The organism is Exiguobacterium sp. Leaf187 (assembly GCF_001423925.1).
Classification (GTDB): domain Bacteria; phylum Bacillota; class Bacilli; order Exiguobacteriales; family Exiguobacteriaceae; genus Exiguobacterium_A; species Exiguobacterium_A indicum.
Map to the genome: position 1 here is coordinate 1,885,710 of NZ_LMPR01000009.1, position 23,063 is coordinate 1,908,772.

Here is a 23,063-nt window from a genome sequence, read left to right on the forward strand (position 1 = left end):
CAAAAATAAGGGGTTTTCTTTAAAAACAATCTACTTTAATCTATTTTCATAGACGAAAAAAGGAAGGACTGACGATTCAGTCCTTCCTTATATTTACGACGATCACGCACTGCGGACGTCGTCCTTTTTACCTTCTGTCGACATGAACGTCTCGAGTTGGTCTTCGTCCAGGACACCTTCCCACTTCGCGATGACGAGTGAAGCGAGCGTGTTTCCTGTGACGTTGACGACCGAGCGCATCATATCCATGATTCGGTCAATCCCCGCGATGAAGGCAAGTCCTTCTGCCGGGATACCGACCGTACCGAGTGTCGCGAGCAAAACAACGAAGGAGACGCCAGGAACGGCAGCCATTCCTTTTGATGTCAGCATCAAGACGAAGACAAGTGTCAGTTGTGTTCCGATCGAGAGATCAATACCGTACATCTGTGCGATGAACAAGGCAGCGAGCGCTTGATACAGCGCTGATCCATCGAGGTTAAACGAATAACCCGTCGGTACGACGAAGCTGACGATTGATTTCGGAACGCCCATCCGTTCGAGTTTTTCCATGACGCGCGGCAGTACCGTTTCAGACGATGCCGTCGAATACGTCAGCAATAACTCGTCTTTGAAGATACGCGTGAAATCAGAAACCCGAATCCCGACCCATTTCATGATCGCACCGAAGACGATCACCATGAAGAGAAGCGCTGTGACGTATAACGTCGCAATCAGTTTAAACAATGAACCGAGCGATTCAATCCCGAACGTCGAGACCGTGACACCGATTAAAGCGAAGACACCGATCGGCGCGAATTTCATGACGATATTGACGAGATTGAACATCGCTGCTGCGACACCTTCAAAGAAACGAACGACCGGTTGGCCCTTCTCTCCTGCAAAACCGACACCGAGTCCGAATAAGACCGAGAAGAAAATAATTGCAAGCATGTCACCGCGAACCATCGCGTCCAAGATGTTCGTCGGAACGATGTTGACGATCTTATCGACGAGTCCTGCGTCTTGTGTCGTCTCTTCCGTCTCGACATACGTCGAGATGTCCGTTTTATCGAGTGTCGACATATTAATACCAGCACCTGGTTCAACGAGATTGGCTGCGAACAGCCCCGTGAAGATCGCGATCATCGTCACGATCGTGAAGTAACCGAGCGTCTTGACGCCGAGACGTCCGAGACTTTTCGGACTACCGACCGATGAGACACCGAGGACGATCGTCGTGAAGACGATCGGAACGACGATCATTTTCATCATCCGAATAAAGATGTCACCGATTGGCTTGAGCCACTCCGCGACATGGGGATTCCCATAAAATACACCACCGACTGTGATCCCGAGAATCAAGCCGATTAAAATTTGCCAGGCAAGGCCAATTGGCTTACGTTTCGTAGTTGTCATACTCTTCCTCCTTATACATCCGTCTTACTTGTATCCTACATGTAGTGGAACATAAGTAGAATTTTGTCCTAAATACAGTACGTTGTCAAATCGTTCTGTTATAGTACAAAACTAGATTCTGTATAAAAAACGTCCAAAATCCGCTTGTTTCCAAGCATTTTGGACGTTTGAACATTATTCAAGATTGTTGATTGACGCGTTCCTCAATCAACGCACGATTGCGTTTTTTAAAGACTTCGTTATGTGACGAGACCATCGCCACTTTTGGCGCTTCCGGCTCAATGAAGCGTTTTGCCCGGTTGACGGCATTCGCCGCATCTTGAAAGGCACCTGAGATCAAATGGACCTTCCCGTCGTGTGAAAGAATATCTCCGGCAGCATATAGTCCCGGTACACTCGACTCGCTCGCTGCGTTACCCGCGATATAGAAGTCATCGACCCGTGCGATATCGAGATCACAGGCGTCAAGCAGTGCCGCGTCCTGCTCGTAGCCGTGATTGATGATGACTTCATCAATTGGAATCTCAACGATTTCCTCTGTTTGACAGTCGATCAATTCGACTGATGCGATCCGTTGATGATCAGGACTTGCGATCAGCTTGTGAATCGTCGTGTTGAGGAGACAAACAGCCGAACTTTTAACGAGCTGGTCGACTTGCGCCTCGTGCCCCGAGAAACAATCCCGGCGATACGTGACGTAGACTTTTTTCGCGACCGGTTCGAGCTCGTTCGCCCAGTCGATCGCAGAGTTCCCACCACCTGAGACGATGACGGTCTTTCCTTTAAAGCGTTCAATCGATTTGACCGTATAGTTCAAGTTCGACACTTCAAAGCGTTCCGCACCTTCGACTTTTAATTTTTGTGGATTGAGGATGCCGCCGCCGACCGCGACGATGACCGTCTTCGAATAATGGATCCGACCCGATTCTGCTTCTAAGACGAAGTTGCCGAAGACGTCTTTTGCGATCGAGATGATCTTTTCATTCAATTGAACAGTCGGTTGGAACGTCAGTCCTTGTTCGACGAGTTGAGCCATGAGTTTTTCACCAGTGATCGGTGGCTGTCCGCCGACGTCCCAGATCATCTTTTCCGGATAGACGTGCAATTTTCCTCCGAGTTCTGCTTGATACTCGATCAATTTCGTCTTCATGCCCCGAAGACCACTATAGAACGTCGAATATAACCCTGCAGGTCCTCCGCCGATGATCGTTACGTCGAACAACTCCTGTTCCCTCATCTCGCTCACTCCTCATCTTTGATTACGATTGATTATCATTCTCACTCCCTCATGATAACGTGAACATCTCTTGAACACAAGAAAAAATGTTGACAGCGTTTTTACAGGACTGGTATGGTTAATGAGACGATAGTGATAATCATTATCATTGAAAACGGAGAGAACAACGAAGGAGTCGTCGCGTATGGTACGTCTAGCAACAGAAGAAATCAATATCGGCTACGGTGATCGTCCCATCGTCAAAGACTTGTCCGTCCAAATTCCCGATCGACAAATCACGACGATCATTGGGGCGAACGGATGTGGCAAATCGACTTTATTGAAAGCGATGACACGGATCATTCCTCATCAATCAGGACGTGCATTGCTCGATGGTCTCGATATCGCCAAGGAAAGTACGAAGCTACTTGCCCGGAAAATGGCTATTCTGCCACAAACTCCAGAGAGCGCAAGTGGTCTGACGGTCGCAGAGCTCGTCTCATACGGTCGTTTCCCGTACCAAAAAGGATTTGGACGCTTGACGAAACACGATTACGAGATCATCGATTGGGCACTCGAAGCAACGGATACGATGGCATTCAAACATCGTCCCGTCGATTCGCTGTCGGGTGGTCAACGTCAACGGGTCTGGATTGCGATGGCACTCGCCCAAGAGACGGACATCATCTTCCTCGATGAACCGACGACTTATCTTGATCTCGCCCACCAACTCGAGGTACTCGAACTACTCGAGCATCTCAACCGGACTGAAGGACGGACGATCGTCATGGTCCTGCATGATTTGAATCAAGCGGCACGGTTCGCCGACTATATCATCGCCATGAAAAACGGTGAAGTCGTCAAAGCCGGAACGTGTGAGGAAGTCATCGCAAAAGACGTCTTACAAGAAGTATTCCATATCGATGCTGAAATCGGACGCGATCCGCGGACGAACAAGCCGATGTGTATCACCTACAACTTAATCAAGGGAGATTGAATCATGAAGAAACTACTTTTACCGGTTCTACTCATTCTCACGCTCGTCATCGCAGCGTGTGGCAATACGGAGAAAAAAGACGACGCAGCGTCTGGGTCGAAAAACGAGACGATTACGTACAAATCGGAGAACGGTGACATCAAAGTTCCGGCTAATCCAAAACGTGTCGTTGTTCTCGCTGGTTTTGCCGGCAACGTCATGGCACTCGACGTACCTGTCGTTGGTGTCGATTCGTGGTCAAAAGCGAATCCGAAGTTCGACAAGCTCAAAGATGTCACGGAAGTATCGGAAGAGAACGTTGAAAAAATCATCGAACTCGAACCAGACTTGATCATCGGCTACTCAACAACGAAAAACCTCGATAAAATCAAAAAGATTGCTCCGACAGTCACGTACACATACGGAAAAGTCGACTACTTGACGCAACACATCGAAATCGGTAAATTGCTCAACAAAGAGCAAGAAGCACGCGACTGGGTCAAAGACTTCAAAACACGCGCTGCTGCTGCCGGTAAAGACATCAAAGCAAAAATCGGTGAAGATGCTACTGTTTCTGTCATCGAAAGCTTCGATAAACAACTCTACGTCTTCGGCGATAACTGGGGTCGTGGAACAGAGATTCTCTATCAGGAAATGAAATTGAAAATGCCGGATAAAGTCACGAAGATGGCATTAAAAGACGGATACTACGCGTTGTCACCAGAAGTCCTTCCTGAATACGCAGGCGACTACCTCGTCTTCAGTAAGAGTGCGGAAGCGGACAACTCATTCACGAAAACGGATACGTTCAAAAACATTCCAGCCGTTAAAAACGATCGTGTCTTCGAAGTCGATTCGAAGGAGTTCTACTTCAACGATCCGCTCACACTCGAACGTCAACTCGAGTTCTTCAAGAAAAGTTTCCTTGGCGCATAATGAATAAGGGAGGGAACCTGCGGGATCCCTTCCTTTTTTTGTGGCTCACTCACTGAATCAGAAATGGAGGCGACATTCATGTCAGCTGGTCGAATTCCGTTCGGCATTAAAATCACACTCGGTCTCGTCCTCTTTTTCGGGATGTTCTGGATCGCGATGACGTTCGGTGCTGCCGATACGACGACGCGCGAAGTCTGGAACGCTTTGACGTTCGGACCGTTGAATGAAAAAGCAAAAATCGTCCAGGAAATCCGCTTGCCACGGGAACTGGCAGCGATCCTCGTCGGTGCAGCACTCGGTGTCTCAGGTGCCATCATGCAAGCCATGACACGCAATCCCCTCGCCGATCCTGGTCTACTCGGTCTGACAGCGGGTGCGAATGCAGCACTCGCGCTCGTCATCGTCCTGTTCCCGAAAATTGACTACTTCGGAATCATGATCGCGTGTTTCGTCGGTGCAGCACTCGGGGCAGCACTTGTCTTTGGAATCGGCGCTTCGAAAAAAGGCGGCTTCTCACCGCTCCGGATCGTCCTTGCCGGTTCCGCGATCTCAGCGTTTCTGTACGCGATTGCGGAAGGCATCGGGATCTACTTCAAGATTGCCCAAGATGTCTCACAATGGACGTCCGGTGGGCTCGTCGGGTCGACCTGGGGACAACTGCAAGTCATCGCGCCGGTCATCGCGATCGGTATCGTGATTGCGTTCATTTTCTCGCGGCAATTGACGATCCTCAGTCTTTCGGAAGAAGTCGCGCTCGGACTCGGACAGAACATCCAGCGGATCAAGGCGGTCCTCTATGTCGTCGTCATCCTGCTTGCCGGTGCTGCCGTAGCACTCGTCGGTAACATGGCGTTCATCGGGCTGATGATTCCGCATATCGTCCGTGCGATCGTCGGGACGGACTATCGATTCATCCTGCCCATGACTGCGATCTTTGGTGCGACGTTCATGTTGCTTGCCGATACGATCGGACGGACGCTGTACGCGCCCTATGAAACGCCAGTCATCGCAATCGTCTCGATGCTCGGGCTACCATTCTTCCTCTTAATCGTTCGAAAAGGAGGGCGTGCTTTCTCATGATGGAATCTCGTTTACGCCGTCGCCAGCAACTGACGTTTTGGACGTTACTGGCACTATTGATCGCAACACTCGTCGTCAGCATCGGTCTTGGACCTGCTTCTCTCTCGTACGATCGTTTACTGCCGACGTTACTTGGAAACGGATCGTTCAAAGAGGAGTTCGTCCTCTATTCGCTCCGCTTACCCCGACTGCTCATCACCGTCATGGCAGGAATGGCGCTCGCCTTATCGGGTGCAATCTTACAAGGCATCACCCGCAATGAACTCGCTGATCCTGGTATCATCGGCATCAACACCGGAGCTGGCGTCGCCGTCGCTTTGTTCTTCCTGTACTTCCCGACCGATGTCGGGTCATTCATCTATCTGTTACCGATCGCTGCCTTCTTCGGTGCACTCGTCACCGCGACAGCGATCTACCTGTTCTCGTACGACCGTGTACAAGGACTCCAACCGATCCGCTTGATCTTAACGGGTGTCGGCTTCTCGATGGCACTGTCTGGAATCATGGTCATCCTGATTTCGTCGACGCGTCGTGAAAAGGTCGACTTCATCGCCAAGTGGCTCGCCGGTAACATCTGGGGGACGGACTGGATCTTCGTCTACTCACTCTTACCGTGGTTACTCGTCTTGATTCCGCTCACGTTCTATAAGGCGAATAAGCTCAATCTACTTGCCTTGAATGAACCGGTCGCGATTGGTGTTGGCGTCGCGATTGAAAAAGAACGGATCCAACTCTTGTTGACAGCCGTCGCGCTCGCTGCTGCTGCCGTCTCCGTGACAGGGGGAATCTCCTTCATTGGTCTGATGGCGCCACATATCGCCCGTGCGCTTGTCGGACCACGGCATCAGTTCTTCCTACCGATTGCCCTTTTACTCGGCGGCTGGTTGCTCGCGTTCGCTGATACGATTGGACGAAACATCGCGGGACCAGACGGGGTACCGGCTGGGATCGTCGTCGCCTTGATTGGAGCACCGTACTTCATTTATCTACTGTTGAAGAAATAATCAAAAATCCGCATCCATCAGCGTCTTTTGCTGAATAGATGCGGATTTTTTGCTTTAGCGTTTCCACCACGCACGTTCAATTTCTCCCATCGAAACGTACGCAGGATCGATTTGTTTAGCCAATCGATTCATTCGAGTGACACCAAGACCGACTCCGCCGCTCCAGACAAGTAAGAGAACGAATAAATAACCGGGAGCATTTGGAATCGACAGCATGACGAAAGCGATTAGCCACGCCACGACATATCCTATGATCGTCAGGTGAGCAACCTTCTGAACAGTCTGTTGATAGATACCTTGCGTTAAATAGGACTTCATGAGTCGTAGCCGGACGATTTCTCGAGCGACTCCAATTCCACAAAGACAGAAAAACAAGGTTTGTCCAAAGACGGATTCAACCGCTGGTAAAAACCAAGCAAGTATGGCGACAATCAATCCAGGAATCGAAAAGAAATAGGTGACGACATGCACTGGACGTTTCATTACATTCAGACGTGCTTGTCGCTCGAATAGGTGTTCCATTTCGATGTTCCTTTCTGTTTGACGAAGCGGGCTACTTCTCTGTCACTGATATAATCCGGGTCACGCGCTCCGTCACGTCGGATGATCCATTCGCTGATGAAGTAGAGCGGTGTTAAAATCGCAAAAATGGCCACCAGTATCTTCCAGAACGGTTCCTCGATCGTCTGGATGATGACGATCGTCAAGACAGCGTACAGCAGGACGTGACTACCGACACGTAGTAAAAATTGCCGACGGACTTGTGCTTTTGAGATATATCCGTCTAAAATTTTTTGTTTTTTTAATTGATATCGAAAATCGGAGGCGAGAAAAACGGCTGGAATCGCCAAAATCAACATCGGGAGATCCGTCCATTCAATTAAGATACCGACTGTTATGAATAGAAACATGTTCCAATACCAGCGTGTGCCGAGCCACTCGACGTCTCGGTACGCGAGCGCAAGTTTTTGTAGACGTTCTTCACGAGCTGTTTGCATGACATCGTCTCCTTTAGCGCGCTTTGTGAATTTCTTTTTCCGTGATATATGTTGGATCAATCTTTCGTGAGATAAACTCTAACGTCTTTCGACAGAGCCAGTAGAACGGAATGACGACGATGACGAGACCGATCAAGAAAGATGTATTCGGGCGATCGACTGCCCAGACGATCAGACCAGCAAGCGCTCCGTATTGTAAGATACCAATCAACACATGCACCTGATAAAGGCGTCTTGCTGAATCTCTTGATGTGTATTCCGCAACAAGCGCGAACCGCTTGCGTTGTACGAACATGTCGTAGCCAAAATACAATAACGGGACGATCATCGCGTAGATTGGTTTCTCGAGTGTGTTACTGAGCGCTAAGAATGCCGCAAGCATGACCCACATGCCGGTCTTCGTCTTCTGATGCATCTCTTCGTACAGCGCCGCTAAGGCATCCGTTTGTGTATGTACGTGTTCCATGATCATCCACCTCTCTATACTGTCATATACTTACATTTTACTCGATCGGTTTCATCTTTAGTGCGATTTTTGAAAAAAAAAGACGTCCTACCGCTCAGGGTAAGACATCTTCCATGAAGACTACGCACTGACCTGGATGATCAGATAGATGACGCTATAGGCAACGATTGCGAGCGGTATCATCGCGACACCGATCAGCCAGCCGTTTTTGTCACGGATACCGAGATATAAGACGAGACACCCTACGATGAAGGCGATTAAGGTCGTGAACGGATTCATGGTTGTTCCCCCTCTGACTTGTTTCTGTTCTTAAAATTCCCCCTCTTCTCGTCTCATAAACCCTTCAAGGCGCTTCGGCACGCAAGAAAAGCCAGACGTATACCCGCCTGACTTTATCTGTAGTTACTTATTTTTTCGTGATGACGACTGTTTTTGTAACAACGTGTCCACCAAGATCCTTCAGTTTCAAATTGTACGTGTTTTTCCCCTTCTTGAGCGTCACTTTTTTCGTGATTGTCTTTTTGAAGGCTCTCATTTGGTATGGTTCCTTGAAGGTATGACGGTATACGGCATTATCATTCATATCAAATCGAATCTCATCATAATTATCTTGAAGAACGATTTTAAGAGATGCTGTCTTTGTTTTTGCTGATACTGTTTTTGGTGCTGTCACTTTTAAAGTCGGCAATGTCGAATCTAGAATGACCTGGCGGCTAAATACTAAGCGATTTCCTTTTCCATCATAAGCTTCGACTTTAAACGATTTGACGCCATCTTTCGTATAGGTCACATCATGACTGAACACGTACTGCTGTTTTGCTGCATCAAAACGAAGCTGGACGGCTTTTCCGTTAATTTTGAATGATTTGATCCCTGACTCATCGGATACATGACCCGCGATAGTAACTACTTTAGATGTCGACAGACCGAGTGCGACCGGTGTGTCGATTTGGACGGTCGGTACCGCCTTATCGATGCCTGTCGTGTTCACCGATTTCGTCACGGTATTTCCTGCATAATCCTTGACGACAAAATCAATCTTCGCTGACTTCGAGAGACCTTTGAGTTCATATGCTTTTTCTGTCGGTGCAAGCGGCTGTTTGAGGACACTTGTTCCATCGACGAGAATGTCATACGACGCTACACCTGTTCCCTGATCGCCTGCTGTCCAAGAAAGTGTTTCTTTTGCAGTATCCCATTGAACAGTTGCTGCTGGTTTTTTCGTATCAATATAGACAGGGAAGAGATTCGACTGCCACTTCGCATTCGGATAATCGATGACTGATTTCACTTGGTAATAGTAAAGACCGTCTTTGACTGGTTTTCCATTGACTGTTCCATCCCAAGCCGCACTTGTGACGGGTGTGAACCCATCTTCAGAACCGCTATCATAATAGTTCTTCACAACGTCTGTTTGTAGATCTAATTTACGGAGTGTTGCTTTATTACGGTCAAGAATCGAATACTCGACTTTTCGTGCATTACGAAGGAACGAGAGGACTGGGAACGCCTCGTCAACGCTACCATCGTTGTTCGGTGAGAACGCAACCTTGTTTTCAACGACTTTTCCCGCCGTGTTCGTGCCGAGGAACTCGAAATCATCTTTTACTTCTGTCGCTAATCCAGTTAATCCGTAGAATGTCTTCTCTTCGTCATAACGCGGTGCATCGACGATCGGTGCCTGATCCCACTTTCCTTTGAATCCGACGTACGGCACTGTCAATTCCGGATTTTTACTCTTCGTATCGATTAAACGAACGAAACCTTCAACGAAGTAGCCATTTTCAAAGACTTGCTCAAGTGGAAGACCGTTTGCCCAATCGACTGTATCTTTCAAATCGACCGATACACTTACTTTCGTTGAGCTCTTCGGATTGATGGAGACAGAACTTGCTTTTTTCGAACCGACTGCGAATGAGATTGGGAAAGTTCCTTTATTCGGATCGACCGCATCCACTGAGTTTTTCTTATAAATATTGTTGGCTTCCAGGAAGTTCGTTCCTTCTGCACCGAGATCCGATTGTACCGTTCCGGCTAATTGATATGTCACTTTTTCGCTACTATAGTTTTTCAAATCGAGCGTGAATGTGAATTTTTCGCCGACCTCTTTGAGTGCAGCCTTTCCTTCACCCGATTTCGTTTCCGTAACGACGACTGGTGTTTTCATCGCAGCACGTAGATCCATTAAACCAGCACCTTCACGACGTGGTGAATAGAAGCTACCAGTTTTCGCTTCAGCATTATACTGCCCTTTATCAAGCTGTGGACGTGACGTGTTCATGAGGATATTCTTCGCGAGTTTAACGCGTGTCGCACCATCGACTTTGAAATCCTTCGCGATTCGTTGCATGACAAGTGCCGTTCCTCCGGCGACGTGTGGTGCTGCCATCGATGTTCCACTCATGACGCCATATTCGTTATCATTGAGCGTCGAGTAGATTTTTCCACCCGGTGCCGTGATTTCAGGTTTGAAATCAAGATTTGGTGTGACACCCCATGACGTGAAATCAGACATCTCGCCCGCTACTGGGTTATCTGCTGAGACCGCTTTTCCATCGAACGTGACAGCAATTGCTTTTCCTGCTTTCGCTTTTTCTTCAAGATCATTCCCATCCGCGATGCTGAGCGTCACCATCGGAATCGTCGGATTGTTAAGTGCCATGCTGACATAATCCCCATGATCGACTCGTCCACGAACGATGACACCGGCTGCTCCTTGTTTCTCAGCTTCTGCTTGAATCATACCGTAATTGAAACTGCCGTTACGCACAACAAAAACAACTTTTCCTTTGACATCTTTTCCTTGATAGTTCGATGCTTGACCATCGCCGACATAAATGACGTCTTGCTTCTCCTTGTTGAATACCTTAATCGGATTCGGCGAGTCCTGTTTTTGGTACGCCAAATACCCAGCATCCTGTCCGTTAATCGTCAGTGCCATACCTTCAAGCGTTAATTTCGTATTCTCTAGCGATGCGACTTGTAGCGCTTGGCTGATCAACCCTGGAGATCCTACAACACCGATGTCAGGATTCGCTGTATACGGATTGCCTGCACCATGTCCTGTGAATGCCGAGTTTCCAGCAGAGATCGCACATAAGATCCCGTTGTTCATCGCGTTGACGATCGCGCGTTGTTCCGGATCATCTGCGTTGACGAATGATGCCGTCGAACCGAGACTCATGTTGATGACATCCGCTCCGAGGGCGATCGCATCATCAATCGCTTTGATGTAGATATCACTGAATGTCGATGGCATGCCTGGATCATTTCCGAATACTTTCATCGCGAGGAGTTGTGTTTCCGGTGCGACCCCTTTGATACCACCGTTCGCTTCGTCTCCATTAGCACCGACCGTACCCGCTACGTGCATTCCGTGCATCGATGCACCTGCACCTAAATCACGGATTTCGCTATCGTGATCAGCGTAGTTATAGCCGTATGGGACTTTTTCCGTGAAATACTTCCCTTTTAGTCCTTTTGATTCTTTGGCGCTTTCAACCTTTGAAGAAGTCAAATCAATCTTCGTCTCTGGGCTCAACACCATATCTTTATGCGACGGATCAATCCCCGTATCGATAACCGCTACAATTGTCCCTTCCCCTTTGAAGCCGTAGTCCTGCCATGTTTCTTTTGCATTAACCATATCTTTGCTATATAACATATCTGGTTTTGCACCTTTATCGGCTTTCGGTCGCGCGTATTCATGGGCGATATGTACGCTCTTGACTCCGTCGAGTTGTTTGATGTCTTCGATGTCGCCGAACTTGACTTCACCACTGAATCCGTTGATGACGGTCGTGAAGCTTTCCTTATATGTAACGGGAATCGATTTTTTAGCGATCGCTGACTTGACTGATTTTTGGACGCTGACGAGGCGATCCTTAATCGACTCTTTTTCGGCATTGCTCAATGTGCTATACCGCTTGTTTTGTGCCTGCGCGATTTGAATCGCCGGCTTCTGCTCCATCTCGATGACGACACGGACCTTGTCAGACTGCTTATACACCTTCTCCTGTCCTGTTTTCTTAAGTGAGAGGGCGTGCGGCTTTTGACCGCTTGCCTTATCTTGCGAGGACAGTGCTCCTTGAGCACTGACCAAGTTGGAAGATGTCATCAAGACAGCTGCCAAGAGTGCGATTTCCTTCTTCATGCTTCTTTTCCCCTTTTCTAAAAAACTATAATGATGTTACCAACAAAACAGTTAAACGAAAATTCTGTATATTTAGTTTAATGAAATAGATGGAAATAAACAATTCGGTTCTGTCTGTTTTATATAATTATTTGTTTTTATTGACACTTTATATTGCATTTCCATATTTTGAAAACAACAAAAAAACTCTTGAATGCTCAAGAGTTTGAAGTGTACGAATATGGTGGAGACTATCGGGATCGAACCGACGACCTTTTGGCTGCCAGCCAAACGCTCTCCCAGCTGAGCTAAGCCCCCATGAATTAACTTTAGTATACGCATCGCTAACTGCTTTATCAATATAAAAATAACGCTTTCATAAAAAAGAATTCCTTCCAAAATCGTCGGAAGGAATTCACGATTCATTTATTCAATTCACGCATCAAATCCGCCTGTCGTTCAAGCTCTGCCTGTTGCTCGAGGATCAAGACCTTTTTGTACGTCCGCGCAGAAATCAAGATGCTGATCTCATAGAGAACGAACAATGGGACCGAGATCATCAAATGTGACGTCACGTCCGGCGGTGCGATCAATGCCGCAACGACGAACAGCGCAAAGTACGCATATTTCCGATTCTTTCGCATGAAAATTGGCGTCACGAGACCAAGACGTGTCAGAAACATCGTCACGACCGGCAATTGGAAAAGAAGACCGAACGGAATCGTTAATCGGATTAAGAAACTGAAGTAGTTCTCAACTCCGATGACTTGTTCGATTCCGAGTTCCTTCCCTAGTTCAGTCGAAACTTTTAATAAGAAAGGTAACAACCAAAAGTATGAGAAGGCTACACCAGCCAAAAATAGAAAGAAGATGACCGGAATATACGTCAATGTCGCTTTTTGCTCCTTATCATACAGACCAGGGCGGACGAATGCCCAGAGTTGATACATCCAGAACGGCGATGCCAGCACGATTGCGATGATGAACGCAAGATTCAAATACAACATTAAAGGATCTGCGACGTTGAAGGCATTCAAACCGATACCGAGCTCTTTTAAGTCCGCTTGCAAGAAGCGAACGAGCGGTCGGACGAGCGGAAATGCAACAGCGAACAGGACGACGACGATGATAAGCGACCAGACGATCCGTTTACGCAGTTCGTCCAGATGCGACGTCACGCTTTGTTCTTGATCAATCGCCATGATTCAATCACTTCTCTTTCGGTTCATCCTTTTTATCGTCGTCCATGATACCGTTCGTTGCGCTCTTGAACTCTTTCAATGTCTGACCCGCAGCACGACCAAGTTCAGGTAACTTCTTCGGTCCGAAGATGATTAATGCGACGACACCGATTAGTGCTAAGCTACCTGGTCCGATGAATGCTATAGTTGACGGGATAAGGTTTTCCATTATGATTTCACTCCTTCAGCTGATTGCGAATAATGCTTCATGAAATAAACTAACGACTGCAACTCGATCGATAAATCGATGTGATGGACCCGGACGCTCGCTGGCACGTTCAACCGCGCGGGCGTAAAGTTCAGGATGCCAGTCACACCATACTCGACTAACTCATCCGCTACTGACTGCGCGAACTGGGATGGAACCGTCAAGATGGCAACATCGACCTGATTCGCTTCGATTTGTTCTTTCATGTCCGAAACATGATAGATTGGAACGTCATGCGTCGTTGTTCCGACCTTCTCTTCGTCCGCATCAAACGCAACGACTATCCGAGTACTATTATTCTTTAAAAAGTTATAATTTGCAAACGCTGTTCCGAGATGACCGACCCCGATTAAGGCAACATTCGTCACCTCATCTTGATTCAAGGTTTTGCGGAAAAACGTTAAGAGATGTTGAACGTTATATCCATACCCCTTCTTCCCTAATGCCCCAAAGTAGGAAAAATCGCGACGAATCGTTGCTGAATCAACCTTCACCGCCTCGCTTAACTCAGCAGAAGAGACGCGGAGCTTGCCTGAATTGTATAAACTTTGGATGAAGCGATAATATAGCGGCAACCGTTTTGCTGTCGCTTGTGGAATTTTTGTGTCTGGTCCATTCATCCTGCAGTTCCCCCTTCGGCCACATCCATCGTGGCACCCAAATCTTTGCAAAAAGCTTTCTACTCTCCTTGATTGTAAACCACTTCACATAGAGTCACAAATAATATATTCCGCAGGACCTCGCGCTTTTGTTCGTGATAGACTAAAGGGTGGAAGGATGGATGGAAATGATACTCTTACAAGTCAACCAACTCTCGAAATCATTCGGCGTTGAGCCGATTTTAGAAAATATCAAATTGGAAGTACAAGAGCGTGACCGGATTGCGCTCGTCGGACGAAACGGTGCCGGTAAATCGACCTTGCTCAAAATCATCGCTGGCGAACTCAGTCATGACTCGGGCGACATCATGAAAGGCAAGGATGTCAAAATCGGTTATCTCGCGCAAGACAGTGGTCTTGAATCGAACGAGACGATCTGGAACGAGATGCTGACCGTCTTTGAACATCTCCAAGAACAAGAACGAACACTACGCCGGATGGAAATCGAAATGGGCATGGAGCATATCTTGAACGATCCGGTCGCGTACGATCGTCTCCTAAAGACGTACGATCAAGCGCAACACGACTTCTCAGAAGCGGGTGGTTATCAGTTCGAAGCGAATATCCGCTCCGTCCTGCACGGCATGCGCTTTTATCCGGACGATTATTCGCGCCGGATCCAAACGTTATCCGGTGGTCAACGGACACGTCTCGCCTTAGCGAAGATGCTCCTGCAAGCACCAGAGCTCCTCATTCTCGATGAGCCGACCAACCACCTCGATATCGATACGCTCGCTTGGCTCGAAAGTTACCTCGGTGGTTATCGTGGTGCCGTTCTGATCGTCTCGCACGACCGGTACTTCCTTGACCAAGTCGTCAATGTCGTCTATGAGCTGTCACGCAATGTCTGCCGTAAGTTCACCGGTAACTACACGAAGTACTTGGAACAAAAAGCGGCATTGTACGATCAAGAAATGAAACAGTTCGAACAGCAACAAGAAGAAATCGCGAAGATGCAGGACTTCATTCAACGGAACATCGCCCGAGCGACGACGACCAAACGTGCCCAAAGTGTCCGGAAGCGGCTCGAGAAGGTCGATCGGCTCGACCGACCAGATGGGGATGAGCGTAGCACGGTCCTGTCCTTCCCGATTGAAAAACAGAGCGGGAATGACGTTCTTCAAGTCAATCAACTGGCAATCGGTTACGAAGAAGCTGTCTCAAAAGACATCACGTTCCGCTTGCAACGCGGTGAATCGCTGGCACTCGTCGGACCGAATGGAATCGGAAAGTCGACGCTTCTAAAAGTCCTCGTCGGTCGCTTACGCCCCCTCTTCGGTGATTTCCGTTTCGGAACTGGCGTCTCGATCGGATATTACGATCAAGAGCAGGCAGAACTCAATGACCGGAACCGCGTCATCGATGAGATTTGGAACGAATGGCCACTGATGCGTGAACAAGAAGTCCGGTCTGTCCTCGGGCAATTCTTGTTTAGCGGTGACGATGTCTTCAAGATCGTCCATGAGTTATCTGGTGGCGAACGCGGACGTCTCGCACTTGCAAAACTGAAACTCCGGAAAACGAACGTCCTCGTCCTCGATGAGCCGACGAACCACTTGGATCTGGATTCGAAGATGGTCCTTGAAAATGCGCTCGTCGACTACGAAGGAACGCTGTTATTCGTCTCTCACGACCGTTACTTCATCGACCGAATCGCGACCCGCGTCATCGAGATGAGTGAAGCCGGCGTGACGGAATACCTCGGTGATTATTCGTACTACACGGAGAAGAAGGCGGAGCAAGAAGAGATTGCGCGTCTTGAAGCCGAGGAAGCAAAAGCTGCAAAGGTCACGGCGTCGAAGACGATCGATAAAGAAGCGCAGAAAGAAGAGCGCAAGCGCCGTCAGCAAATCGAACAACTCGAACAAGACATTGAGCGGCTCGAACAGCGTTCAGCGGAGATCGAACAGTTGCTTTGCGAACCGGAAGTCTTCAATGACATTCCGAAAGCAACGGCACTTTCGGCAGAACGTGATCAGATTGATGTCGATTTGCTCGAATTAATGGAACGATGGGAGAACCAACACTGATGCGGACGAAGAGCTTTTTCATCAATCTCATCTTAGGATTACTATCCGGTGTTCTCTATTTCGTACCGTTATATGCCGATTATGTATCCGTCTTTATTCGTCCAGATGCCTTCAATGCTGCACTTCCTTTGTTCCTCTTGATTTCCTGCATGATCGGTCTCGTCATCCAGACATGGAGTGGGCTCTTCATCAGTTTACTCTCGGGATTATGCTGTACGCTCCTGACGATACAGCTATTCGTCGAACTCAATGATCCGTTGATCTTATCGTATTACGGTAGTGTCTCTCCAATCAGCGCTTTCTTGATCAGCTGCGTCGGAATATGGGCACTCGCAATCGTCTTTTATTTGCTCGATGGCTATCAGTACAGTAAACGTCATGGTCTTGAAGCCTCTTCAAACGAAATCGATCCTCAGCCTTGATGAATCAGATGAACGACATGAAAAAAGGAGTGGAGATTCCGGTAGTTAGACCGGTCTCTCCACTCCTTTTTGTTTGAATCAAAACGAATCGTACGATGAGTCAGGCATTCACACTTCGATCATTTCGTCGGTCGGGCAATCGTAAACGTCTTCCCGATCGTCGCATAATCATTCCCTGCTAAACGAGCGACAGCCTTCAAGCCTGCCGCGTCAATTCGGAACGACTCGACGAGTTCATCTGCAACGTGATAGCGCAGTACTTCCCCGATTAGAAGATCGGCACCTTCTAGCTCGACGTGTTGCGTCAAGCGCATCTCGAAGCGAATTTTCGCTTCCGCGATTCCGGGTACTTCGATTGCGTCACTATCGACGAGTGTTAAATCCGTCCGCTTAAGCTCACTTTCACCGTAAGCAAGTGGCGCTGCTGTCTCATTGACTGCGTCGACGATCTCTTCGCTGACGATATGGATGACATAACTTTGTTTCGCTAAGATGTTACGTGCCGTATCCTTCTGCCCCTGATCCGTCCGTTGTACAGCGATCACCAGTTGCGGCGGACTGCTTGAAGCGACCGTAAAGAAGGAAAACGGTGCGGCGTTGACCGTCCCGTCTTCTCCTTGCGTTGTCACGAAAGCAATCGGACGCGGAATGATGCTTCCGATCAGTAATTTATAATTGTCTTTTGCGCTAAGCGTTGATGCCTCAAACTTCATGAATGACCCACCTTTTTCTTCACCCGATGAGTGCAGCGAGTGAATAGTCTCCAGCACCGATCATCGCTACACCAAGCGCGATGACGATCAATGCCATGTTGTATTCGTACCCGTTCTGCGTCACCCAGTAACCATTTGCACCGTGTACTTTAACGATTGCAACAAGCATCGATCCGATGATGAGGAGCGCTGCGATCCAGAGGAATACGCCTCCTGCAAATAATAAGCCGCCGATCAATTCAGCAAGACCTGCTGTAATCGCGAGTGCCTTCCCTGGCTTCATGCCGATTGATTCAAACCAACCGCCTGTTCCAGCGATTCCGTGTCCACCGAACCAACCAAATAATTTTTGTGTCCCGTGTGCAGCGAATGTTAAGCCGATGATTAAACGAATGATTAAAAGTCCTGTATCCATCATTGCTCTCTTCTCCTTTTACCTAATGTATTTTAGTTACTTTAAGTAACTCAATAAACAGACTATATCTTATCACTTACTAAAAGTAAATAGATTTGTTTTAGTTCTTTTTGTTACATTAAGTAAAATGATTCGATTTTTTTAGCAGAAGCGGGTATACTACAACTATAGAAAGGATGAGTGCTGATGGAAGAAGTCGCAATCCAACCGGCTCTTTGTCCCAAAGTCGAACATGCCTTTGAAATCTTAGGTAAGAAATGGACGGGTCTGATTTTACGTCACTTGTTGACGAAGACATGTCGTTTCAATGAGATTCAAGATGCCATTCCCGAATTATCAGGTCGTATGCTCACGGAACGTATGAAGGAGCTCGAAGCGGAAGGCATCGTCATCCGGACTGTCATTCCCGATCGTCCGATTAAGATTCAATACAGTTTGACCGACAAAGGGCGCCAACTCGAACCGGTCATTCGTTCCATTGAGGAATGGGCCGAACTACAAGACTAATGTATAGAAAAGCATCTTCTTCGGAAGGTGCTTTTTTATATGTCCTTTGACATTGATAATCATTATCAATTAAAGTAGAGAAGTACAGTGAAAGGAGGAAGATGCATGCATATCGCGATTGGATTCGTCAGCATGTCCGGTAATACGGAAGATATCGTCTCGCTCATTCAACATGAACTCGAGCAACACGGTGTCAACGTGACGATCACGGAACTAGATCAATTCGTCGGGGAGGACTTATCACGTTTTGATGGTCTATTACTCGGCTCATATACATGGGGAGACGGTGATTTACCGTATGAAGCAGAAGACTTCGTTGAGGAGCTAAGGGAACAATCCTTAGACGGGATACCGGCGGCTGCTTTTGGTTCGGGGGATCTTGATTATCCGAAGTACTGCGCAGCCGTTGATTTGATTGAAGACGCATTAAAAGAAGCTGGGGCGACCCTCGTCACGGATGGCTTGAAGATTGAGTTTGATCCGAATACCCCGGAGAAACAAGCCGCTTGTCGTGCATTCGCGCAAACGTTTCATCGCTTTTTACAACAGGTTCATTCTTGAGTGTCGTTTGAATCCGTACTGTAAGGGAATCGTTAAAGCAGACTCTATGAAAGTGAGATGAATGTTTTATGACGATTCAAGCACTCGTCTTTGACGTCTACGGTACATTATTCGATGTCCATTCCGTCAAAGAACAAGCCGAAGCGCTTTATCCGGATCACGGAGAAGCGATCAGCAAACGCTGGCGGGAGAAACAACTGGAGTACTCTTTCCTCCGACAATTGAACGGACAGTATGTGCCGTTCAGCCAAGTGACACAAGATGCTCTCCGCTATACGTTACTCGAACTGAAGCTCCATGTGACCGAGGAACAAATCACGACCTTAATGGAGACGTACCTGACGCTTGATGTATATCCTGAAGTCAGCTCCGTTCTCGAGACGATGGCGGACAAGCGTCTGGTCGTCTTCTCGAATGGTTCCCATGATATGCTCGATCCGCTCATTGAGCAGTCAGGCTTAGCCGATCGGTTCGAACATCTCGTCAGTGTCGATGATATCAAACAGTATAAGCCAGCACCTGCATCCTATATGCATGCCTTAAACACGCTCGGTCTAAAACGCGAGGAGATCCTCTTCATGTCCTCGAACGGTTGGGACATCACCGGGGCGAAGAGTTTCGGCTTCAAAACGGCATGGATCAATCGAAATGGACTTCCGGTCGAGGAATTGAATCTCGATCCCGATCGTATCTATGATGACTTGACGGGTATTACTGAATGGCAATGAACGAACAACAGCGGACTCCTATTTAGGAATCCGCTGTTTTCATGGATTTAGTAATTAGACAAACGTGAGTAGCCCTTCTTAAATAGATCGAGTTTCAGACCGCCTTCTTTTTCGATGAAGAAGAGGTATTCGTTTTGATCCGTATCCTTATAGAAGACCTTAAATAACGTCAACGTCCGTTTTTTATTGTTCTCGACAGCCGTCACCTCATGCTTTGAGATGACCTCGGCTTGGACTTGTTCTGCATCCATCTTTTGAATCATTGGTTCGAATGACTTCTTTTCTTGATCCGTTACCGGTGTTCCGGAAGCAATCATGAAATAATCATCACTCGCCTTGTTCGTTAAACCATACTTCCGATCGACGATGACGACGTTACTGAGCTTACCATTGATTGTCTGATCAAAAGCATATAACTTTTGAATCCGGGTCTTTTCCCCTTCTGCTCGTCCGATTTCGTAAAGTGGACGTTGTTTCGTATTCGTCTCGACCGCTTTTTTATCGGGTACGAGTTCTTCCTTATAGGCGACTTGGTATGCGTTGACGATTTCTCGGACCTGAAGTCCGATCGCGACGATGACCAGTACCGCTAACAATGCGATGATGACTTTTTTCATTCCATTTCCCCCAAGTTGTTCGGATTCCTTACTTTAAATCTAGCCCAGGTTCTGCGTTCATGGCAAGTGTCGAATAGCGTAACGCGCGATATGGATGAATTGCAGCCGCTCCGATCATCGCTGCATTGTCTCCACACAGGTGCATCGGCGGAATGACGAGATCGATTCCTTCCTTCGCACACGCCGCTTCGAGACCTTGGCGTAATCCTTTGTTAGCAGCGACGCCACCAGCAAGTAGCAATTGACGTCCCCCTTTATCCTTCACGGCACGAACCGCCTTTGTCACGAGTACCTCGACGACGCTCGCTTGGAAACTTGCAGCTAAATCTTCCGGAATGATCGTTTCTCCCCGTTGTTCGGCGTTATGCACGGCATTGATGACCGCTGACTTCAAACCGCTGAAGCTAAAGTCGTACGAGTCCTTCTCAAGCCAGACGCGTGGAAAATGGAACGTATCCTGACCAGTCTGTGCCAATTGATCGATCCGTGGACCACCCGGATACGGTAACTGCAACGTTCGAGCAACTTTATCATATGCTTCCCCTGCGGCATCATCCCGTGTTTCACCAATGACTTCATATACACCGTCTTCCGGCATGTAGATCAGTTCCGTGTGCCCACCTGATGCAATCAAACAGACGAGCGGGAACTCAAGCTCTTGCACGAGACGATTCGCATAGATATGACCTGCGATATGATGAACACCAATTAATGGTTTATTGTGCGCAAAGGCGAGTGCCTTCGCTGCGCTGACACCAACGAGTAGTGCTCCAACGAGTCCAGGTCCTTCCGTGACGGCGATCGCATCGATATCGTCGATCGTGACGTTTGCTTCCGTCAAAGCATCATCGATGACGTATGTGATCCGTTCAACGTGATGCCGTGAAGCCACTTCAGGCACGACGCCACCAAAACGTTTATGACTTTCGATTTGAGACGAGACGACGTTCGATAAGACGTCAGTTCCTCCACGGACGACGGCAGCCGCCGTTTCGTCACAACTCGATTCGATTGCTAGAATCAATGGTTGTGTCATAGGTCTTCTCCCTCCAGTTCCAGCCAGTAGATGGCAGCATCTTCATTGTTATCTTGATAATATCGTTTTCGGACACCGACATACTGGAATCCGAGTTTTTCATATAAAGTCCGCGCTGGTGTGTTCGAGACACGTACTTCAAGCGTCATCGCCCGCAAACCAAGCGCACGACCGACGGCGATCAATGCCGTTAGCAAGTCTTCCCCGAGCCCTTGTCCGCGATGCGACTGCTTGACGGCAATATTCGTAATATGTCCTTCATCCGCAATATGCCACAGACCAGCAAACCCAACGATACCATCTTGATCGGCAACGACATAATAGGCATTCGGATTTTGTGTCATTTCCGCTTCGAAGGCATCTAGCGTCCACGGTGTCGCAAATGATTCGAGTTCGACCGCATGAACACCTGCAGCATCCTGTACGGTCATGCGACGAATGCCCTTACTCATGACGCTGTGCCTCGATCCATTTCGCTTCTGCTTCAGCCAGTCGCAGGTAACGTGGCTCAAACGCATGCGCTTCGACCGTCTGACGCGTTGCACCGAGTAAAGCGAGTACGCCGGCACGTGGCGTCCGGAAAGCAGGAGCCACCTTTTCGAAGGGCTGAAGAATCTCTTCGAACGCCTCGACCTCTCCTGTGACGAGCGTATCTGGCGTTAACGTCTTTACAAAGGACGCAATCTTGACATGCTGTTCTTCACCAATTCGTTTCCCGGCGTCGTACACTCCGACAAACCCTGCTCCACGCCGCGCATCTTGAATCGCCGCAACGCGTCCTGTATGACCAGTCGAAGCTGCCATCAGTTCAAGTGTCGAGATAGCAACGAGCTCGATACCGAGTGTATAGGCAAGCGTCTTCGCTGTCGTCGCTCCAATCCGTAATCCCGTATAAGAACCAGGACCGTCAGCAACGACAATGCGTGTCAGTTGAGCCGGCGTCCATTTTGCTTCCACCATCAAGCGCTCAAGCAACGGCATGAGTTTCGTCGCATGATTCAAAGACGTGACGTAAGAAGCTTCTGCTACAATCTGTTTCCCGTCTGAAAGAGCGACTGATAATTGTTTCGTCGATGTATCAATGGCTACGATTTTCATGATTTCAATCCCTCACATAATGTAATGTATCGTTCTCCGATCGGCGTCAGCTCAAAACGTCGACTATCATCACCTGTTCGCGTAATCGTGATTGCCAACCGTTCAGGTGGAAGACTGTCCGCAATTAACTCAGACCACTCGACGACGGCGACGCCTTCACCATTCAAATATTCTTCAAGTCCGATATCATCACCGGAACCTTCCAGGCGATAAACATCCATATGATAAAGAGGAAGACGTCCCGTATAGACTTTCATGATTGTAAAGGTAGGGCTGTTGACGTGACGCGTCACACCTAATCCTTTCGCAAAGCTTTGCGTAAAAGTCGTTTTCCCAGCACCTAAATCCCCATCGAGCGTAATGACCATCCCTGCTTCAGCACGTCGTCCGAGTTCAAGAGCCAAGGCAGTCGTTTCTTCCAAGCTGTTCATTTCCAGTTCTATCATACGATGTCTCCTCCTTAATACGTACTGTTCGTCCTTCTCTATTGTACCGGACGAAAAAGGCAAAAAAAAATACGAAACGCTGAACGTTTCGTAGTAAAGTTGAAGTTAAGTTTAAAATTGGTTGCGGGGGCCGGATTTGAACCGACGACCTTTGGGTTATGAGCCCAACGAGCTAC

At 48.1% G+C, this 23,063-nt stretch carries 26 protein-coding genes and 1 tRNA gene; 9 read left to right on the top strand and 18 right to left on the bottom strand.

Annotated features, from left to right (window positions below; all coding sequences use genetic code 11):
- Positions 1-102 precede the first annotated feature (102 nt).
- Positions 103-1,398 carry a cation:dicarboxylate symporter family transporter gene (locus ASF99_RS13790; protein ID WP_050678866.1) on the bottom strand — a complete coding sequence of 432 codons (1,296 nt, stop codon included), beginning with the start codon at positions 1,396-1,398 and terminating at the stop codon, positions 103-105.
- A 178-nt stretch (positions 1,399-1,576) separates the two neighbouring features.
- Positions 1,577-2,635 carry an NAD(P)/FAD-dependent oxidoreductase gene (locus tag ASF99_RS13795; protein WP_023469593.1) on the bottom strand — a complete coding sequence of 353 codons (1,059 nt, stop codon included), beginning with the start codon at positions 2,633-2,635 and terminating at the stop codon, positions 1,577-1,579.
- 184 nt (positions 2,636-2,819) lie between these two features.
- Here ASF99_RS13795 and ASF99_RS13800 point away from each other — a divergent pair, with 184 nt between their 5' ends.
- The 4 genes from ASF99_RS13800 to ASF99_RS13815 all read left to right on the top strand — a co-directional run bounded on the left by ASF99_RS13800 (position 2,820) and on the right by ASF99_RS13815 (position 6,610).
- Positions 2,820-3,611, top strand: a complete 792-nt coding sequence (locus tag ASF99_RS13800; RefSeq protein WP_055969397.1) for an ABC transporter ATP-binding protein — start codon at positions 2,820-2,822, stop codon at positions 3,609-3,611.
- 3 nt (positions 3,612-3,614) lie between these two features.
- Positions 3,615-4,526, top strand: a complete 912-nt coding sequence (locus ASF99_RS13805) for an iron-hydroxamate ABC transporter substrate-binding protein (RefSeq protein ID WP_055969400.1) — start codon at positions 3,615-3,617, stop codon at positions 4,524-4,526.
- A 78-nt stretch (positions 4,527-4,604) separates the two neighbouring features.
- Positions 4,605-5,606 carry a FecCD family ABC transporter permease gene (locus tag ASF99_RS13810; RefSeq protein ID WP_055969403.1) on the top strand — a complete coding sequence of 334 codons (1,002 nt, stop codon included), beginning with the start codon at positions 4,605-4,607 and terminating at the stop codon, positions 5,604-5,606.
- Positions 5,603-6,610 carry a FecCD family ABC transporter permease gene (locus ASF99_RS13815; protein WP_023469597.1) on the top strand — a complete coding sequence of 336 codons (1,008 nt, stop codon included), beginning with the start codon at positions 5,603-5,605 and terminating at the stop codon, positions 6,608-6,610. Before ASF99_RS13810 ends, ASF99_RS13815 begins: the two co-directional genes overlap by 4 nt.
- Before the next feature lie 54 nt (positions 6,611-6,664).
- On the opposite strand, the gene ASF99_RS13820 is transcribed toward ASF99_RS13815, so the two are convergent.
- The 9 genes from ASF99_RS13820 to ASF99_RS13855 form a co-directional block, all read right to left on the bottom strand.
- Positions 6,665-7,132: a hypothetical protein gene (locus ASF99_RS13820; protein ID WP_023469598.1), complete on the bottom strand. Its 468-nt coding sequence runs from the start codon at positions 7,130-7,132 to the stop codon at positions 6,665-6,667.
- Entirely contained in the window at positions 7,099-7,608 is a 510-nt protein-coding gene (locus ASF99_RS13825; RefSeq protein WP_055969406.1) for a hypothetical protein, read from the bottom strand. The genes ASF99_RS13820 and ASF99_RS13825 overlap by 34 nt, the downstream gene beginning before the upstream one ends.
- 13 nt (positions 7,609-7,621) lie before the next feature.
- Entirely contained in the window at positions 7,622-8,074 is a 453-nt protein-coding gene (locus tag ASF99_RS13830; protein WP_055969410.1) for a hypothetical protein, read from the bottom strand.
- 120 nt (positions 8,075-8,194) lie between these two features.
- Positions 8,195-8,353 (bottom strand): hypothetical protein, encoded by a 159-nt coding sequence (locus ASF99_RS17475; protein WP_014971497.1) that lies wholly within the window; start codon positions 8,351-8,353, stop codon positions 8,195-8,197.
- A 127-nt stretch (positions 8,354-8,480) separates the two neighbouring features.
- A complete protein-coding gene (locus tag ASF99_RS13835) occupies positions 8,481-12,227 on the bottom strand; it encodes a S8 family serine peptidase (protein ID WP_055969414.1) in 3,747 nt (1,248 codons plus the stop codon).
- A 221-nt stretch (positions 12,228-12,448) separates the two neighbouring features.
- A tRNA-Ala gene (locus ASF99_RS13840) sits at positions 12,449-12,524 on the bottom strand.
- Positions 12,525-12,628: 104 nt separating this feature from the next.
- Positions 12,629-13,408: a twin-arginine translocase subunit TatC gene (gene tatC / locus ASF99_RS13845; protein ID WP_023469602.1), complete on the bottom strand. Its 780-nt coding sequence runs from the start codon at positions 13,406-13,408 to the stop codon at positions 12,629-12,631.
- Positions 13,409-13,415: 7 nt separating this feature from the next.
- Positions 13,416-13,616, bottom strand: a complete 201-nt coding sequence (locus ASF99_RS13850) for a twin-arginine translocase TatA/TatE family subunit (protein ID WP_023469603.1) — start codon at positions 13,614-13,616, stop codon at positions 13,416-13,418.
- A complete protein-coding gene (locus tag ASF99_RS13855) occupies positions 13,616-14,275 on the bottom strand; it encodes a redox-sensing transcriptional repressor Rex (protein ID WP_023469604.1) in 660 nt (219 codons plus the stop codon). Before ASF99_RS13855 ends, ASF99_RS13850 begins: the two co-directional genes overlap by 1 nt.
- A gap of 167 nt (positions 14,276-14,442) precedes the next feature.
- Here ASF99_RS13855 and ASF99_RS13860 point away from each other — a divergent pair, with 167 nt between their 5' ends.
- Together ASF99_RS13860 and ASF99_RS13865 are read left to right on the top strand one after the other, a co-directional pair.
- Positions 14,443-16,344 (top strand): ATP-binding cassette domain-containing protein, encoded by a 1,902-nt coding sequence (locus ASF99_RS13860; RefSeq protein ID WP_029342826.1) that lies wholly within the window; start codon positions 14,443-14,445, stop codon positions 16,342-16,344.
- The gene (locus ASF99_RS13865) at positions 16,344-16,766 is read left to right on the top strand and encodes a hypothetical protein (RefSeq protein WP_023469606.1); all 423 of its coding nucleotides are present in this window, start codon (positions 16,344-16,346) and stop codon (positions 16,764-16,766) included. Before ASF99_RS13860 ends, ASF99_RS13865 begins: the two co-directional genes overlap by 1 nt.
- 119 nt (positions 16,767-16,885) lie before the next feature.
- Here ASF99_RS13865 and ASF99_RS13870 read toward each other — a convergent pair whose 3' ends face one another.
- Positions 16,886-17,479, bottom strand: coding sequence for a flavin reductase family protein (locus tag ASF99_RS13870; protein ID WP_023469607.1), 594 nt, complete (start codon positions 17,477-17,479; stop codon positions 16,886-16,888).
- Positions 17,480-17,498: 19 nt separating this feature from the next.
- On the bottom strand, positions 17,499-17,897 hold the full coding sequence (locus tag ASF99_RS13875) for a DoxX family protein (protein WP_023469608.1): 399 nt from the start codon (positions 17,895-17,897) through the stop codon (positions 17,499-17,501).
- A gap of 183 nt (positions 17,898-18,080) precedes the next feature.
- On the opposite strand from ASF99_RS13875, the gene ASF99_RS13880 reads away from it, so the two are divergent.
- From ASF99_RS13880 to ASF99_RS13890, 3 genes are all read left to right on the top strand, one after another.
- On the top strand, positions 18,081-18,401 hold the full coding sequence (locus ASF99_RS13880) for a winged helix-turn-helix transcriptional regulator (RefSeq protein ID WP_023469609.1): 321 nt from the start codon (positions 18,081-18,083) through the stop codon (positions 18,399-18,401).
- 105 nt (positions 18,402-18,506) lie between these two features.
- Complete coding sequence (locus ASF99_RS13885) at positions 18,507-18,962, top strand: flavodoxin (protein ID WP_055969417.1); 456 nt, start codon at positions 18,507-18,509, stop codon at positions 18,960-18,962.
- Between the two features lie 68 nt (positions 18,963-19,030).
- Entirely contained in the window at positions 19,031-19,690 is a 660-nt protein-coding gene (locus tag ASF99_RS13890; RefSeq protein ID WP_023469611.1) for a haloacid dehalogenase type II, read from the top strand.
- A 47-nt stretch (positions 19,691-19,737) separates the two neighbouring features.
- On the opposite strand, the gene ASF99_RS13895 is transcribed toward ASF99_RS13890, so the two are convergent.
- The 5 genes from ASF99_RS13895 to tsaE are packed head-to-tail and all read right to left on the bottom strand — an operon-like array spanning position 19,738 to position 22,887.
- Positions 19,738-20,307: a hypothetical protein gene (locus ASF99_RS13895; protein ID WP_055969420.1), complete on the bottom strand. Its 570-nt coding sequence runs from the start codon at positions 20,305-20,307 to the stop codon at positions 19,738-19,740.
- A 28-nt stretch (positions 20,308-20,335) separates the two neighbouring features.
- Positions 20,336-21,343 (bottom strand): tRNA (adenosine(37)-N6)-threonylcarbamoyltransferase complex transferase subunit TsaD, encoded by a 1,008-nt coding sequence (gene tsaD, locus ASF99_RS13900; protein WP_035395718.1) that lies wholly within the window; start codon positions 21,341-21,343, stop codon positions 20,336-20,338.
- Positions 21,340-21,795 (bottom strand): ribosomal protein S18-alanine N-acetyltransferase, encoded by a 456-nt coding sequence (gene rimI / locus ASF99_RS13905; protein ID WP_071908837.1) that lies wholly within the window; start codon positions 21,793-21,795, stop codon positions 21,340-21,342. Before rimI ends, tsaD begins: the two co-directional genes overlap by 4 nt.
- Complete coding sequence (gene tsaB, locus ASF99_RS13910) at positions 21,788-22,441, bottom strand: tRNA (adenosine(37)-N6)-threonylcarbamoyltransferase complex dimerization subunit type 1 TsaB (protein WP_055969424.1); 654 nt, start codon at positions 22,439-22,441, stop codon at positions 21,788-21,790. The genes rimI and tsaB overlap by 8 nt, the downstream gene beginning before the upstream one ends.
- Positions 22,438-22,887 (bottom strand): tRNA (adenosine(37)-N6)-threonylcarbamoyltransferase complex ATPase subunit type 1 TsaE, encoded by a 450-nt coding sequence (tsaE, locus tag ASF99_RS13915; protein WP_023469616.1) that lies wholly within the window; start codon positions 22,885-22,887, stop codon positions 22,438-22,440. The genes tsaB and tsaE overlap by 4 nt, the downstream gene beginning before the upstream one ends.
- Between the last annotated feature and the right edge of the window lie 176 nt (positions 22,888-23,063).

Coding starts and splice junctions, on each gene's coding strand:
- tsaB (WP_055969424.1), bottom strand. CDS start 22,441: ATGAAAATCGTAGCCATTGATACATCGACGAAACAATTATCAGTCGCT.
- tsaD (WP_035395718.1), bottom strand. CDS start 21,343: ATGACACAACCATTGATTCTAGCAATCGAATCGAGTTGTGACGAAACG.
- ASF99_RS13865 (WP_023469606.1), top strand. CDS start 16,344: ATGCGGACGAAGAGCTTTTTCATCAATCTCATCTTAGGATTACTATCC.
- ASF99_RS13850 (WP_023469603.1), bottom strand. CDS start 13,616: ATGGAAAACCTTATCCCGTCAACTATAGCATTCATCGGACCAGGTAGC.
- ASF99_RS13825 (WP_055969406.1), bottom strand. CDS start 7,608: ATGCAAACAGCTCGTGAAGAACGTCTACAAAAACTTGCGCTCGCGTAC.
- ASF99_RS13870 (WP_023469607.1), bottom strand. CDS start 17,479: ATGAAGTTTGAGGCATCAACGCTTAGCGCAAAAGACAATTATAAATTA.
- ASF99_RS13835 (WP_055969414.1), bottom strand. CDS start 12,227: ATGAAGAAGGAAATCGCACTCTTGGCAGCTGTCTTGATGACATCTTCC.
- ASF99_RS13800 (WP_055969397.1), top strand. CDS start 2,820: ATGGTACGTCTAGCAACAGAAGAAATCAATATCGGCTACGGTGATCGT.
- ASF99_RS13815 (WP_023469597.1), top strand. CDS start 5,603: ATGATGGAATCTCGTTTACGCCGTCGCCAGCAACTGACGTTTTGGACG.
- ASF99_RS13805 (WP_055969400.1), top strand. CDS start 3,615: ATGAAGAAACTACTTTTACCGGTTCTACTCATTCTCACGCTCGTCATC.
- ASF99_RS13820 (WP_023469598.1), bottom strand. CDS start 7,132: ATGGAACACCTATTCGAGCGACAAGCACGTCTGAATGTAATGAAACGT.
- ASF99_RS13830 (WP_055969410.1), bottom strand. CDS start 8,074: ATGGAACACGTACATACACAAACGGATGCCTTAGCGGCGCTGTACGAA.
- ASF99_RS13885 (WP_055969417.1), top strand. CDS start 18,507: ATGCATATCGCGATTGGATTCGTCAGCATGTCCGGTAATACGGAAGAT.
- ASF99_RS13895 (WP_055969420.1), bottom strand. CDS start 20,307: ATGAAAAAAGTCATCATCGCATTGTTAGCGGTACTGGTCATCGTCGCG.
- ASF99_RS13810 (WP_055969403.1), top strand. CDS start 4,605: ATGTCAGCTGGTCGAATTCCGTTCGGCATTAAAATCACACTCGGTCTC.
- tatC (WP_023469602.1), bottom strand. CDS start 13,408: ATGGCGATTGATCAAGAACAAAGCGTGACGTCGCATCTGGACGAACTG.
- ASF99_RS13890 (WP_023469611.1), top strand. CDS start 19,031: ATGACGATTCAAGCACTCGTCTTTGACGTCTACGGTACATTATTCGAT.
- tsaE (WP_023469616.1), bottom strand. CDS start 22,887: ATGATAGAACTGGAAATGAACAGCTTGGAAGAAACGACTGCCTTGGCT.
- ASF99_RS13795 (WP_023469593.1), bottom strand. CDS start 2,635: ATGAGGGAACAGGAGTTGTTCGACGTAACGATCATCGGCGGAGGACCT.
- ASF99_RS13855 (WP_023469604.1), bottom strand. CDS start 14,275: ATGAATGGACCAGACACAAAAATTCCACAAGCGACAGCAAAACGGTTG.
- ASF99_RS13875 (WP_023469608.1), bottom strand. CDS start 17,897: ATGATGGATACAGGACTTTTAATCATTCGTTTAATCATCGGCTTAACA.
- rimI (WP_071908837.1), bottom strand. CDS start 21,795: ATGAGTAAGGGCATTCGTCGCATGACCGTACAGGATGCTGCAGGTGTT.
- ASF99_RS13880 (WP_023469609.1), top strand. CDS start 18,081: ATGGAAGAAGTCGCAATCCAACCGGCTCTTTGTCCCAAAGTCGAACAT.
- ASF99_RS17475 (WP_014971497.1), bottom strand. CDS start 8,353: ATGAATCCGTTCACGACCTTAATCGCCTTCATCGTAGGGTGTCTCGTC.
- ASF99_RS13860 (WP_029342826.1), top strand. CDS start 14,443: ATGATACTCTTACAAGTCAACCAACTCTCGAAATCATTCGGCGTTGAG.
- ASF99_RS13790 (WP_050678866.1), bottom strand. CDS start 1,398: ATGACAACTACGAAACGTAAGCCAATTGGCCTTGCCTGGCAAATTTTA.